Annotated in this window: 16 protein-coding genes; all 16 read right to left on the bottom strand. The window is 64.2% G+C overall.

Going from position 1 to position 12,008, the window contains the following annotated elements; translation table 11 throughout:
- Position 1: 1 nt before the first annotated feature.
- Positions 2 to 307, bottom strand: a complete 306-nt coding sequence (gene nuoK / locus NO357_RS16100; RefSeq protein ID WP_306736729.1) for an NADH-quinone oxidoreductase subunit NuoK — start codon at positions 305 to 307, stop codon at positions 2 to 4.
- Between the two features lie 145 nt (positions 308 to 452).
- Complete coding sequence (locus NO357_RS16105; RefSeq protein ID WP_306736730.1) at positions 453 to 839, bottom strand: hypothetical protein; 387 nt, start codon at positions 837 to 839, stop codon at positions 453 to 455.
- 98 nt (positions 840 to 937) lie between these two features.
- On the bottom strand, positions 938 to 1,546 hold the full coding sequence (locus tag NO357_RS16110) for an NADH-quinone oxidoreductase subunit J (protein ID WP_306736731.1): 609 nt from the start codon (positions 1,544 to 1,546) through the stop codon (positions 938 to 940).
- Positions 1,543 to 1,950, bottom strand: coding sequence for a carboxymuconolactone decarboxylase family protein (locus tag NO357_RS16115; protein WP_306736732.1), 408 nt, complete (start codon positions 1,948 to 1,950; stop codon positions 1,543 to 1,545). Before NO357_RS16115 ends, NO357_RS16110 begins: the two co-directional genes overlap by 4 nt.
- Positions 1,947 to 2,441, bottom strand: coding sequence for an NADH-quinone oxidoreductase subunit NuoI (gene nuoI / locus NO357_RS16120; protein WP_306736733.1), 495 nt, complete (start codon positions 2,439 to 2,441; stop codon positions 1,947 to 1,949). The genes NO357_RS16115 and nuoI overlap by 4 nt, the downstream gene beginning before the upstream one ends.
- 2 nt (positions 2,442 to 2,443) lie before the next feature.
- Positions 2,444 to 3,481, bottom strand: coding sequence for an NADH-quinone oxidoreductase subunit NuoH (gene nuoH, locus NO357_RS16125; RefSeq protein WP_306736734.1), 1,038 nt, complete (start codon positions 3,479 to 3,481; stop codon positions 2,444 to 2,446).
- Between the two features lie 7 nt (positions 3,482 to 3,488).
- Entirely contained in the window at positions 3,489 to 3,920 is a 432-nt protein-coding gene (locus NO357_RS16130; protein WP_306736735.1) for a YNQ4 family lipoprotein, read from the bottom strand.
- Complete coding sequence (gene nuoG, locus NO357_RS16135; RefSeq protein WP_306736736.1) at positions 3,917 to 5,944, bottom strand: NADH-quinone oxidoreductase subunit NuoG; 2,028 nt, start codon at positions 5,942 to 5,944, stop codon at positions 3,917 to 3,919. Before nuoG ends, NO357_RS16130 begins: the two co-directional genes overlap by 4 nt.
- A gap of 20 nt (positions 5,945 to 5,964) precedes the next feature.
- Entirely contained in the window at positions 5,965 to 6,363 is a 399-nt protein-coding gene (locus tag NO357_RS16140; protein WP_306736737.1) for a DUF5333 domain-containing protein, read from the bottom strand.
- A 155-nt stretch (positions 6,364 to 6,518) separates the two neighbouring features.
- Positions 6,519 to 6,878 (bottom strand): hypothetical protein, encoded by a 360-nt coding sequence (locus NO357_RS16145; protein ID WP_306736738.1) that lies wholly within the window; start codon positions 6,876 to 6,878, stop codon positions 6,519 to 6,521.
- A 5-nt stretch (positions 6,879 to 6,883) separates the two neighbouring features.
- The gene (gene nuoF / locus NO357_RS16150; protein WP_306736740.1) at positions 6,884 to 8,179 is read right to left on the bottom strand and encodes an NADH-quinone oxidoreductase subunit NuoF; all 1,296 of its coding nucleotides are present in this window, start codon (positions 8,177 to 8,179) and stop codon (positions 6,884 to 6,886) included.
- A gap of 4 nt (positions 8,180 to 8,183) precedes the next feature.
- Complete coding sequence (locus NO357_RS16155) at positions 8,184 to 8,408, bottom strand: DUF5337 family protein (protein ID WP_306736741.1); 225 nt, start codon at positions 8,406 to 8,408, stop codon at positions 8,184 to 8,186.
- Positions 8,409 to 8,420: 12 nt separating this feature from the next.
- Positions 8,421 to 9,257 (bottom strand): helix-hairpin-helix domain-containing protein, encoded by an 837-nt coding sequence (locus NO357_RS16160; protein WP_306736742.1) that lies wholly within the window; start codon positions 9,255 to 9,257, stop codon positions 8,421 to 8,423.
- 57 nt (positions 9,258 to 9,314) lie between these two features.
- A complete protein-coding gene (locus NO357_RS16165) occupies positions 9,315 to 10,508 on the bottom strand; it encodes an NADH-quinone oxidoreductase subunit E (protein WP_306736743.1) in 1,194 nt (397 codons plus the stop codon).
- Positions 10,508 to 10,792, bottom strand: coding sequence for a hypothetical protein (locus tag NO357_RS16170; protein WP_306736744.1), 285 nt, complete (start codon positions 10,790 to 10,792; stop codon positions 10,508 to 10,510). The genes NO357_RS16165 and NO357_RS16170 overlap by 1 nt, the downstream gene beginning before the upstream one ends.
- Complete coding sequence (locus NO357_RS16175) at positions 10,789 to 12,006, bottom strand: NADH-quinone oxidoreductase subunit D (RefSeq protein WP_306736745.1); 1,218 nt, start codon at positions 12,004 to 12,006, stop codon at positions 10,789 to 10,791. The genes NO357_RS16170 and NO357_RS16175 overlap by 4 nt, the downstream gene beginning before the upstream one ends.
- Between the last annotated feature and the right edge of the window lie 2 nt (positions 12,007 to 12,008).

Consider the following 12,008-nt stretch of genomic DNA (forward strand, 5'->3'; position numbering starts at 1 on the left):
CTTACCCTTTCATCACGTTGACGTCTTCGACGTCGATAGTGCCGCGGTTGCGGAAGAAGACGACCAGGATCGCGAGCCCGATCGCAGCCTCGGCCGCGGCCACCGTCAGCACCAGCAGCGTGAAGATCTGCCCCACCAGATCGCCCGAGAAGCTCGAGAAGGCGACGAGGTTGATGTTGACCGCCAGCAGCATCAGCTCGATCGACATGAGCAGGATGATCACGTTCTTCCGGTTCAGGAAGAGGCCGAAAATGCCGATGACGAACAGCACCGCCGCCACCGTCAGGTAATGTTCAAGTCCGATCATGTCGTCCCTCGGTTCCTTTTTGCGGGCCTGCGCCCGGTCCTTTTCACTTCGCGTCCCGGGCTTGATCCGGGACCTTTTTTCTTCGCGGGCGGGGCCCCGGGTCAGGCCCCGGGCGCCACGGGCGCCATGTCACCCCGCCTTGCCGTCATTTCCACAGCCCGGGAAAATACTCCCTGCAGGCACATGTTTCTTCGATCTCGCGCAATTTGATGATGCGCACGTATTTTTTATTGCCATAGACGGCCTCGGCCGCCTTCTCGATGTCGGTCAGGCGAAACCGCTTTTCGCCCTGGACCTTGGCGCGCAGAAACTCGGTCGCCGTCAGAACGTCCATATCGGACGGAAACACACCGTCCAGCGCCAGCATCCGACCGGTGCGGCAATCGGTGATCCGCATGCCATTGAAATCGTTCAGCGCCGGCACCGGACCGTCCGCCCCGCCGATCACCCCGTCCCTGTCGAGGTTGACATAGCCCTCGATGACGAAGCCGGAGTCGTCGTAGCCGAACGACCAGGCGTCATACACCTTCATGCCGCCCTCTTCGCCGTCACACGGTGGCAAAGGCGTCAGCGCATGGGCCGCGCCGCCGCCGGCCACGAGAGCCAGAGCCGTTATGAGCACCTTGCCGATCACAGCCCCTGCCCCGGTTTCACGTCTTTCAGTTCCATCGCCTTGGCCGGATCACGCCACATCTGCTGCAGCACGTCCTGGCGCTTGACATAGTCGCGATGGCGCAAGGTCAGCACGATGGCCCCGATCATCGCCACCAGCAGGATCAGCCCGGCCAGCTGGAACAGCAGGAAGTACTTGTCATAGAGGAGCAACCCGAGCGCGGCGGTATTTTCCACCCCCTCCGGGGCCACCGCCGCCCGCGCCGCCTCGGCCCCCTCGGCGACATGCCAGTCGCCAAACGCGATCCCCAACTGCATCAGAAGCACCACGCCGATGGCCAGTGCGATCGGCAGATATTGCGCCATCCCTGCCTTCAGCTCGGCGAAATCGACGTCGAGCATCATCACCACGAACAGGAACAGAACCGCGACCGCGCCGACATAGACGATCAGCAGCAGCATGGCGAGGAACTCGGCCCCCAAAAGCACAAAGAGTCCCGCCGCGCTGAGAAAGCTCAGGATCAGGAACAGCACCGAATGCACCGGGTTACGGCTCACCACGGTGAAGAACCCGCCGATGATGGCGGCCGTGGCAAACAGGTAAAAGGCAAGGCTCGCGACTGTCATGTCTCATCTTCCTCGTTCTCGGCCAGCACTTCGCGGGCAAGGTCCATGCCCTTGGTCATGGCGGGTATGCCGGCGAACATCGCCATCTGGGCGATGGTCTCGGCAATCTCTTCTTTGGTGGCGCCGGCCTCCAGCAGGTGACGCACTGTCATGCGATAGGGCGTTTCGGCCTGGGCGCCCTGCATCGTCATCCCCGCCAGCGTCAGCAGCAGCCGGGTCTTGGCGTCCAGCCCCTCCTGGCTCAGCCCCTTGCCGAAGAACATCTCCATGACCTCTTTCGGCATGGTCGGCCACAGCTTTTCAAAGCCTTTCGGCGAAAAGCTCTCCAGCGCCGGGTTGAAGGCCTTGGCCATCTCCTGCGCCTGCTGCATCATCAGCTCGAAAGGGGTTTTCGCGTCGCTCATCGGTAAGGTGCGTCCAGTTCCAGGTTACGGGCAATCTCGGCTTCCCAGCGCTCACCGTTCGCCAGAAGCTTGGCCTTGTCGTAAAACAGCTCCTCGCGGGTCTCGGTGGCGAACTCGAAATTCGGGCCCTCGACGATGGCATCCACCGGGCAGGCTTCCTGGCAGAAGCCGCAATAGATGCATTTCGTCATGTCGATGTCATAGCGCGTGGTGCGGCGCGATCCGTCGTCGCGCGGCTCGGCGTCGATGGTGATCGCCTGCGCCGGGCAGATCGCCTCGCACAGCTTGCAGGCAATGCAGCGCTCCTCGCCGTTCGGATACCGCCGCAGCGCATGCTCACCGCGGAACCGAGGGCTCAGTGGCCCTTTCTCGTGCGGATAGTTCAGCGTCACCTTGGGGCCGAAGAAATACTTCAGCCCCAGCCACATGCCCTTGGCGAAATCGGTCAGCAGGAAATAGCCCGCGGCGCGTTTGTAGTCGATATTGGCCATGCTCAGCCCCCCACAGTCCAGCGCGCATAGGCGCCGAAGAACCAGTCGAATTTCGCTGCGAAGGCCACGAACACGACCCAGACCAGGCTGAAGGGCAGGAACACTTTCCAGCCCAGCCGCATCAGTTGGTCATAGCGATACCGCGGCGTGATCGCCTTCACCATGGCAAAGAGGAAGAAGAAGAACGCCATCTTCGCCACCATCCACAAGACGCCATCCGGCAGCCCCGGAATCGGCGACAGCCAGCCGCCGAAGAACAACAGCGATGTCAGCGCGCACATCAGGAAGATGGCGATGTATTCCCCGGCCATGAACAGCAGGAACGGCGTCGCCGAATATTCCACCTGGTACCCCGCCACCAGTTCGCTTTCCGCCTCAGGCAGGTCGAAGGGCGGCCGGTTGGTCTCGGCCAGCGCCGAGATGAAGAACAGAAACACCATCGGGAAATGCGGCAGCCAGTACCACGAGAAGAAGCCGTAATTGCCATCCTGCGCCCGCACGATGTCACCGAAATTCATGCTCCCGGTCGAGATGATCACGCCGATGATGATCAGGCCCAGCGACACCTCATAGGAAATCATCTGTGCCGCCGAGCGCAGGCTGCCAAGGAACGGATATTTCGAGTTCGACGCCCAGCCGCCCATGATCACGCCGTAAACCTCGAGCGACGAGACCGCGAACACGAATAAAATAGCGACGTTGATGTCGCTCAGAACCCAGCCGTCATTGAACGGGATCACCGCCCAGGCCAGGATCGCCAGCACGAAACTGGTCAGCGGCGCCAGGAAGAACACCGGCTTGTCGGCCCCCGCCGGCACCACCACCTCTTTCACCACGTATTTCAGCGCGTCGGCCACCGATTGCAGCAACCCGAACGCACCCACCACGTTGGGGCCGCGCCGCATCATCACCGCGGCCCAGATCTTACGGTCGCCATAGACCAGGAACAGCAGGCTGATCATCACGAAGGCGATGACTGCCAGGCACTGCGCCACGATCAGCACGAATATTCCAAAAGGAGTCGTCAGGAAGTCTGCCATCTGGTCCTCATACCATCGGTATTCCGTCTTCGGCGCAGGTGGCCGCGACCACCTCCGCATCGATTTTCGTCACGCCATCGGGCAGGCTCGGCGAGATCGTATAGACCGCATCGCCCATCCAGCCGGTTTCCAACTGCGCCACGCTCGTGCGCACGTGGCGCGCAAAGCCATAGCCGCGGATCAGCGCATACTGCGCCGCCGCACATTCGGCGTAGCGCTCGAGATGCACCCGGTCCGCGCCCGGGCCGGTTTCGACCAGGAACTGCACCAGGTCGCCATCGAGCAGCCGCGTTTCGATGCCACGATAGTCGAGCCCGGCGGGCGCCGGCGCAAAGCGGCTCACCTCCGTGCCCGAAGGCGCCGTGTCACAGCCCATCACCAGCACGGCCAGCGGCAGAACCGCCAACGCCCGGGGGGATATGCAGACACCCAGGGTCATTCGGCGGCCAGCTTCCCTGCGGCGCGGTCTTGCGCCATGGCGCTCAGCTCCGCCATCACCTCGCTGGCGCGCGCAATCGTGTTGGTCAGGTAGAAATCGCTGACCGCGCCGCGGAAGCCGACGCTGCCCTTGCCCAGCTTGCCGGCTTGCACCGGTTGCCACTCGTTCTCGGGGACTTGGTCGATCATCGCCAGATGCGGCACCTCGGCCACCAGCGCCTGCCGGAGCTGCGCCAGGCTGTCCCAGGGCAGCACCGCCCCCAGTTCGCCCGACAGTGCCCGCAGGATGGCCCAGTTTTCCTTGGCCTCGCCAGGGGCGAAATTGGCCCGCAGCGCCAGTTGCGGCCGCCCTTCGGTGTTGACGAACAGCCCCTGCTCCTCGGTCCAGGCCGCGCCCGGCAGGATCACGTCGGCGCGATGCGCCCCCCGATCGCCGTGGCTGCCCTGATAGATCACGAACGCGCCCGGCTCGATCTCGATTTCGTCGGCCCCGAGGTTCAGAATCACGTCGGCGCCTTCGGTGGCCGCCTTCATCCCGCCCTCGGTCACCGCACCCACGTCCATCGCCCCGACACGACCTGCCGCCGTGTGCAGAACCAGCAGTTTCGATTGCGTGTCTTCGGCCAGTTTCATCGCCGCGGCCAGCACCGCTTCGCCATCGGCCTCGGCAATCGCGCCCTGGCCGACGATCACGATGCTGGGCGCGTCAAGAACCTCTCCATATTCGTGGTTCAGCAGGCTTTCCAGCGCCGCCCGATCCGTCCCGACATGGGCGTAATCATACGTCAAATCAACGGCTTCGCCGACCAGCCCGACCTGCGCCCCGTTGATCCAAGCCTTGCGGATGCGTGCATTCAATACCGGCGCCTCGTCGCGCGGGTTGGTGCCGATCAGCTGGACGAATTTCGCGTCCTCGATCTCCTCGATCGTCGCGGTTCCGACATAGCCCGAACGGTTGCCGGCCGGCAGCTTAGCTCCGTCCACCCGACACTCGACCTGACCACCCTGACCTTCGACCAGCTGTTTCAGCGAGTACGCCGCTTCGACCGGCACCAGATCTCCGACCAGTCCCGCCAGCTTGGACGCGCCCTTTATCTTTTCCGCCGCGACGCCCAGCGCTTCACCCCAGCTTGCCGGGCGCAGCTTGCCACCTTCCCGCACATAGGGCCGGTCCAGCCGCTGCCGGCGCAGCCCGTCCCAGATGAACCGGGTCTTGTCGGAAATCCATTCCTCGTTCACGCCGTCATGGTTGCGCGGCAGGATCCGCATCACCTCGCGGCCCTTGGTGTCGATCCGGATGTTCGACCCCAGCGCATCCATCACGTCGATCGACTCGGTTTTGCTGAGCTCCCAGGGCCGCGCCGTGAAGGCATAGGGTTTCGAGGTCAGCGCCCCCACCGGGCACAGATCGATGATGTTGCCCTGAAGATTGCTGTCCAAAGTCTGGTTCAGATACGACGTGATCTCGGCATCCTCACCGCGCCCGGTCTGGCCCATCTGGCTGATGCCGGCCACTTCCGAGGTGAACCGAACGCAGCGGGTGCAGGAAATGCAGCGCGTCATCGTCGTCGCCACCAGCGGCCCGAGGTTCAGATCCTCGACCGCCCGCTTCGGCTCGCGGAAACGCGAGAAATCGACGCCATAGGCCATCGCCTGGTCCTGCAGGTCGCATTCGCCGCCCTGGTCGCAGATCGGGCAATCCAGCGGGTGGTTGATCAGCAGGAACTCCATCACCCCCTCGCGCGCCTTCTTGACCATCGGCGAGTTGGTCTTGACCACCGGCGGCTGACCTTCCGGCCCCGGCCGCAGGTCGCGCACCTGCATCGCGCAGGAGGCGGCGGGCTTGGGCGGCCCGCCGACAACCTCGACAAGACACATCCGGCAGTTGCCGGCGATCGACAGCCGCTCGTGATAGCAGAAGCGTGGCACCTCGATCCCCGCCGCTTCACAGGCCTGGATCAGCGTCATGGCGCCGTCGACTTCGATCTCCTGACCGTCGATGATGATCTTGCGTAGGTCGCTCATCCCAGATTCACTTTCCTGGCTCACTTTGCTTTCAGCAGGCTCCCGATCAGGCTGCCCTGTGCGATCTCGGCATGACCGAGCTTGCACAGGTCTTGCGCCCTGTTCGGATTGAGCCCCTTGGATTTGACATAGGTTTCGCCCTTGGAGCGGATCCGCGCCTTTTCTTCCGGGCTTTTTCGGTAAGTGTTGATTTCGTCGTCGCTATAACCCAGCGCGTTGGCCTTGCGCTTCAGCGACCACAGGTAATTCAGCCCCTTCAGGGTGCGGGCGTCGATCTCGCCGCATTTCTCGCTGATTTCCAGCGCCAGCGCCACCGATAACATCCTGTCATCGATCGCGGGCACGTCGCGCAGCGGGGTTTTCGCCTCGGCGGCGGTGGCCAGGGTCAGGCCGACAATGGCGGCAATCATGGGTCGCATGGGTTTCACTCCTCTCATGCAGTCGTTGAGGAGCGCCGACACGCGCCCCCCTTCGCTGCCCGAGATGGGTGAGCGCGGCCCTGATATGCAATAACAGGCTGATTTCCCGGCCGTTCCGGCGGGGTTCTGCCTGTCAGGCCGCAGATATGCGCGGATCACGACCACCCTTTGCACCGCCCCGTGAATGTCAGCTTGTCATCGACGATCCGGCTCGCCAGCCCCTCGTCATCCGGTCCCTGTCCAGTGGCCCAGTCGATCTCCGAGCGGCCGAACTGTTCGATGCAATAGGTCACCGCCGCGTGCCGACCCGCCTCGCGCGCGCCCTCGGCGCTCTGGCTGGCGCGGGCAACCGTGACCGCGAAGTCCTCGCGCTCCTCGCCCACCTGCTGGGCCCGGGCCCGGAACTGGTGACCGTCGAAATAGAGCCCCTTCTTCGGCCGCAGCCGGTCCACCGCCCCGCAGGACGCCAGCAGGCTCGCCACCAGGGTCAGTATGGTAATTTGTTTTGCCCGCATCTCTCTCACTCCGCCGCCATCGCGCCCATGCGGCCCGTCTTGGCCGCCTTGATCCGGTCCTCGATTTCCTCGCGGAAATTGCGGATCAGCCCCTGGATCGGCCAGGCCGCCGCGTCGCCCAGGGCACAGATCGTGTGGCCCTCGACCTGCTTGGTCACGTCGAACAGCATGTCGATCTCTTCCAGCTCGGCTTCGCCCTTCACCAGCCGCTCCATCACCCGCATCATCCAGCCGGTGCCTTCGCGACAGGGCGTGCACTGGCCGCAGCTTTCGTGCTTGTAGAACTTGCTCAGCCGCCAGATCGCCTTGATCGGATCGACGCTCTTGTCCATCACGATGACCGCCGCCGTGCCGAGGCTCGATCCCACCTCGCGCAAAGCGTCGAAATCCATCACCGCCTCGCGCATGTTCTCGCCCCGCACGCAGGGCACCGACGACCCGCCCGGGATCACCGCCAGCAGGTTGTCCCAGCCGCCGCGGATACCGCCGCAATGGCGCTCGATCAGTTCCTCGAAGGGCAGCGACATGGTGTCTTCTACCACGCAGGGGTTATTCACGTGACCCGAGATGGCGTAAACCTTGGTGCCGGAATTGTTCGGCCGGCCGAACCCGGCGAACCACTCGGCCCCGCGCCGCAAAATCGTCGGCACCACGGCAATCGATTCCACGTTGTTCACCGTGGTCGGGCAGCCATACAGCCCGGCACCGGCCGGGAACGGCGGCTTCATCCGCGGCATGCCCTTCTTGCCTTCGAGGCTTTCCAGCAGCGCGGTTTCCTCACCGCAGATGTAAGCCCCGGCGCCATGATGCAGGTAGAGGTCGAAATCCCAGCCGCTGCCGGCTGCATTCGGCCCCAGCAGCCCGGCGTCATAGGCTTCGTCAATCGCCGCCTGCAGCGCCTCGCGCTCTCGAATGTACTCTCCGCGAATATAGATATACGCCGTGTGCGCCCCCATCGCGAAACTGGCGATCAGGCAGCCCTCGATCAGCGTGTGCGGATCGTGGCGCATGATCTCGCGGTCCTTGCAGGTGCCGGGCTCGGATTCGTCGGCATTGACCACCAGGTAGGCCGGTCGCCCGTCGCTCTCCTTCGGCATGAACGACCACTTGAGGCCGGTCGGGAACCCCGCGCCGCCGCGGCCGCGCAAGCCGCTCGCCTTCATCTCCTCGACGATGCGCTCGCGTCCACGCGCGATGATCTCCGCCGTGCCGTCCCAATGGCCGCGCGCCTTGGCGCCTGCGAGGGTGCGCTCGTGCATGCCATAAAGGTTCGTGAAGATGCGGTCCTGGTCCTTCAGCATCGCTTTAGCCTTCCATATCCCGGCGCGCCCGCCAGATTTGCCACACGATTGCCAGCGCCCAGATGAAGCCCGCGCCAGCAATCATTGTCGGCAGAGCCCGCACACGCGCGCTCCACCCGTATTCCGAACCGATGAGCTCCGCCAACACCCAGAACACGCCCGCGCCCGCGATCAACAGCGCGGCCATGCGCTGCTTGCGTGCCAGATGTTCCCGAAAATCGCCGTTCACTCATCCGCTCCCTCAATAGACCTCGCCCTTGTCCACGCGCTTGGAGAACTCGGTCTCCCCGCCCGCAGCCAGGACTTTGGCCTGTTCCACCCAGTTGTCGCGGCTGACGCGGCCTTTGAAGCCCTTCAGGTTGGCGTCGACCCAGGCCACCTCGTCCGCCGTCCAGTTCGCGATCTGGTCGAAATGATAGAACCCCAGCTCGTTGCAAAGGATCTCGAGTTTCGGCCCGATCCCCTTGATTTCCTTCAGGTTGTCGGCCTCGCCTCCACGCGGACCAGACAGCGCTTCGGGTCGCGTGCCTTCGTCTTCGCCCTCGTGCACGCCGTCTTTGTCGTAGTCCGGCGCGGCAGCGGCGGCGGGGGTTGCGGCGGCCGGTGCAGAGGCACCTGCCCCTTCGTATTTCCACGTGCCCTTGCGCGACGCCAACTCCTCTTCGCCAGCCAGCAACGTCGACTTGATCGCGACCTTGCCGCCGGTCTCCGCCGCCGCCTCTGCAGCAATCGCCGCATCGACCGTGGCCTTGTCCGCGGCCGCCTTGGCCGGGTCGATCCCCGCGGCCTCGGCGCCGGCATCCAGCGCCCCGGCTTCAGCCTCGTCCAGCGCTTCCTGCACCAGCGCGGAATGCTTCGGTTCCGACGCCGCCGCGTGCGACGCCGCGCCGTGGCCGGCTTCGGCGCTGCCACAGAACAGATGGCTCAGAACCAGACCGACGAAACCACCGATCGCAATCGCGATCAGAAGAGCCGGAATCCAGGTCACGGCCTCGACCGACGCCACATAGGCGGCAATCGCAGCCACCAGCCCGATCAGCCAGCTGATCAGCCCGCAGGCCCCTAGTTTTTCCATCATGGTTTCATCCCCCTTTTCCCGGTTGAACGTCTAGTCTGTTCTGCTCTTTTTGACCTTTTACTTGCCTTTTCGTGCCTTGCGCGAGAACTCGGTCTCGCCGCCGTCCGCCAGGGTCTTTGCCTGGTCGATCCAGTTGTCGCGGGTAATCCGGCCCTTGAACTTCAGCCGCGCGTCGACCCAGGCCACCTCGGCTTCGGTCCATTTCGCGATCTGGTCGAAATGCCAGAACCCCAGCTCGTTCAGGGTTGCTTCCAGCTTCGGTCCGACCCCGCCGATCAGCTTGAGGTCGTCGGCCCCGGATTTACGTGGCGCCGTCATCGTGCGCGGCTTCTTCTCCTTGGCCGGCGCCGGCGCCGGGCTAGGCGTTGCTGCCGGTTTCGTGGCGGGCTTGCCCTTCGACACGGCTTTGGCTGCCTGCTTGGTGGCGCCGGTCTTGTCGGCCGTCGTCTCGGCCGCCGGTTTCGGCTCGGCCGCCTTGGCCTTTGCGGCCGAGGTTTTCTTCGGCGCCGTCGGCTTTGCTTTGCCTTTGCCGGCGCGCGTCTTCGCGTCCAGCCACGGCGTCGTCACCGGAACTTCGGTGCCGTCGATCCGCTTGACCGTATCGCCCAGATCCACCGCCAACTGAGCGCTGGCGTTGTATTGTGTCTTACCGCTGTCATAGTCGGTCAGCGAAGTCAGCCCCGCCAGCGGCTCGGCGCCGTAACGCCCGTTTTGCGGCCCCGGCACCGGCACCTTGCCCGCCGCCATCTCGTCGATGATCTCGCCCAGTCGCTCCGGCGTCAGGTCCTCGTAATAATCCTTGCCGATCTGCGCCATCGGCGCGTTCGAGCAACTCCCCAGGCACTCGACCTCTTCCCAGGAAAACTTGCCGTCGGCGCTCAGCAGGTGCGGATGTTCCGCCACCTTGTCCTTCAGCACCGCCATCAGGTCCTCGGCGCCGCAGATCATGCAGCTCAGCGTGCCGCAGACCTGGATATGCGCCACCTCGCCCACCGGCTGCAGCTGGAACATGAAATAGAACGTCGCCACTTCCAGCGCCCGGATGTAATCCAACCCCAGCATGTCGGCGACATGCTCGATGGCCGGGCGGCTCAGCCAGCCCTCCTGCTCCTGCGCCCGCCACAGCAGCGGAATGATCGCGCTGGCCTGGCGGCCCTCCGGGTATTTGGTGATCTGCGCTTCCGCCCATACCCGGTTTTCCGGCGTGAAGGCGAAGCTCTCGGGCTGTTCGTGGTGAAGACGGCGCAGCATCAGGCACAGGCTCCCGTGGTGATTTTCACGCCCTGGTCGCCGGGAAGCTTCTCGGCATTGCCCCAGGTCAGATGATATTGGGTCAGCTGGAGCGCCTGCTCGCGAGTCAGCCCCGCTTGCAGCTCGACCGGCTGGTAATCGCTTTCATCGCGCAAGACACAGCCGATGCTGGCCACGGCGGTCAGGTAATCTTGCCGCATCTCCGGGGTGATCCCCTGCGGCGGAATCGCCATGCAGCCCGTCAGCGCCGAACCGGCGGCCATCACGAGAACGTACTTCTTCACCGGTCGATCTCCCCAAACACGATATCCATGGTGCCGATGATCGCCGCCACGTCGGCCAACTGGTGGCCGGTGGCGACGTGATCCATCGCCTGCAGATGCGGATAGCCCGGCGCGCGAATCTTGGCGCGGTAGGGTTTGTTCGACCCGTCCGAGACCAGATAGACGCCGAATTCGCCCTTGGGCGCCTCGACGGCGACATAGACCTCGCCCGGGGGCACGTGAAAGCCCTCGGTGTAGAGCTTGAAGTGATGGATCAGCGCCTCCATCGAGGTCTTCATCTCGCCGCGCTTGGGCGGGGTCAGCTTGCCGCGTGCCAGCACATCGCCCTGGCCTTCCGGCGCCCGCAGTTTCTCGATCGCCTGCAGGATGATCTTGCGGCTCTCTTCCATCTCGGCCATCCGGCAGAGATAGCGGTCATAGCAATCGCCGTTCTTGCCGACCGGGATCTGGAAGTCGAACTCATCGTAGCATTCATAGGGTTGCGCCCGGCGCAGGTCCCAAGCCAGGCCCGAGCCGCGCACCATCACCCCTGAGAAGGCGTATTTCTGGATTTCGTCTTCGTTGACCACGCCGATATCGGCATTGCGCATCTTGAAGATGCGGTTCTCGGTCAGCAGCGTGTCGATATCGCGCTGAAATTTCGGGAAATCCTTAGTGGCCCAGCTTTCGATATCGTCGATCAGCTCGGGCGGCAGGTCCTGGTGCACGCCGCCGGGCCGGAAATAGGCGGCATGCAGCCGCGCCCCGCAGGCCCGCTCGTAGAAGATCATCAGCTTCTCGCGCTCCTCGAACCCCCACAGCGGCGGCGTCAGCGCCCCCACATCCAACGCCTGCGTGGTGATGTTCAACAGGTGGTTCAGAATGCGTCCGATCTCGGAAAACAGCACCCGGATCAGGCTCGCTCGGCGCGGGACCTCGACGCCGGTCAGCTTCTCGATCGCCAGGCACCAGGCGTGCTCCTGGTTCATCGGCGCGACGTAATCCAGCCGGTCGAAATACGGCAGGTTCTGCAGATAGGTGCGGCTTTCCATCAGCTTCTCGGTGCCGCGATGCAACAGCCCGATATGCGGGTCGCAGCGCTCCACCAACTCGCCGTCCAGCTCCAGCACCATCCGCAAAACCCCGTGTGCAGCCGGGTGTTGCGGCCCGAAGTTGATGTTGAAGTTGCGGATCTTCTGCTCGCCCGTCAGGGCATCGTCGAATTTGCCGTCCATCC

It is taken from the genome of Marimonas arenosa, assembly GCF_030848945.1.
Taxonomy (GTDB): Bacteria; Pseudomonadota; Alphaproteobacteria; order Rhodobacterales; family Rhodobacteraceae; genus Marimonas; species Marimonas arenosa.

Excerpts from the sequence above, each read along its gene's own strand:
- nuoK (WP_306736729.1), bottom strand. The coding sequence starts at position 307 with ATGATCGGACTTGAACATTACCTGACGGTGGCGGCGGTGCTGTTCGTC.
- NO357_RS16105 (WP_306736730.1), bottom strand. The coding sequence starts at position 839 with ATGAAGGTGTATGACGCCTGGTCGTTCGGCTACGACGACTCCGGCTTC.
- NO357_RS16110 (WP_306736731.1), bottom strand. The coding sequence starts at position 1,546 with ATGACAGTCGCGAGCCTTGCCTTTTACCTGTTTGCCACGGCCGCCATC.
- NO357_RS16115 (WP_306736732.1), bottom strand. The coding sequence starts at position 1,950 with ATGAGCGACGCGAAAACCCCTTTCGAGCTGATGATGCAGCAGGCGCAG.
- nuoI (WP_306736733.1), bottom strand. The coding sequence starts at position 2,441 with ATGGCCAATATCGACTACAAACGCGCCGCGGGCTATTTCCTGCTGACC.
- nuoH (WP_306736734.1), bottom strand. The coding sequence starts at position 3,481 with ATGGCAGACTTCCTGACGACTCCTTTTGGAATATTCGTGCTGATCGTG.
- NO357_RS16130 (WP_306736735.1), bottom strand. The coding sequence starts at position 3,920 with ATGACCCTGGGTGTCTGCATATCCCCCCGGGCGTTGGCGGTTCTGCCG.
- nuoG (WP_306736736.1), bottom strand. The coding sequence starts at position 5,944 with ATGAGCGACCTACGCAAGATCATCATCGACGGTCAGGAGATCGAAGTC.
- NO357_RS16140 (WP_306736737.1), bottom strand. The coding sequence starts at position 6,363 with ATGCGACCCATGATTGCCGCCATTGTCGGCCTGACCCTGGCCACCGCC.
- NO357_RS16145 (WP_306736738.1), bottom strand. The coding sequence starts at position 6,878 with ATGCGGGCAAAACAAATTACCATACTGACCCTGGTGGCGAGCCTGCTG.
- nuoF (WP_306736740.1), bottom strand. The coding sequence starts at position 8,179 with ATGCTGAAGGACCAGGACCGCATCTTCACGAACCTTTATGGCATGCAC.
- NO357_RS16160 (WP_306736742.1), bottom strand. The coding sequence starts at position 9,257 with ATGATGGAAAAACTAGGGGCCTGCGGGCTGATCAGCTGGCTGATCGGG.
- NO357_RS16165 (WP_306736743.1), bottom strand. The coding sequence starts at position 10,508 with ATGCTGCGCCGTCTTCACCACGAACAGCCCGAGAGCTTCGCCTTCACG.
- NO357_RS16175 (WP_306736745.1), bottom strand. The coding sequence starts at position 12,006 with ATGGACGGCAAATTCGACGATGCCCTGACGGGCGAGCAGAAGATCCGC.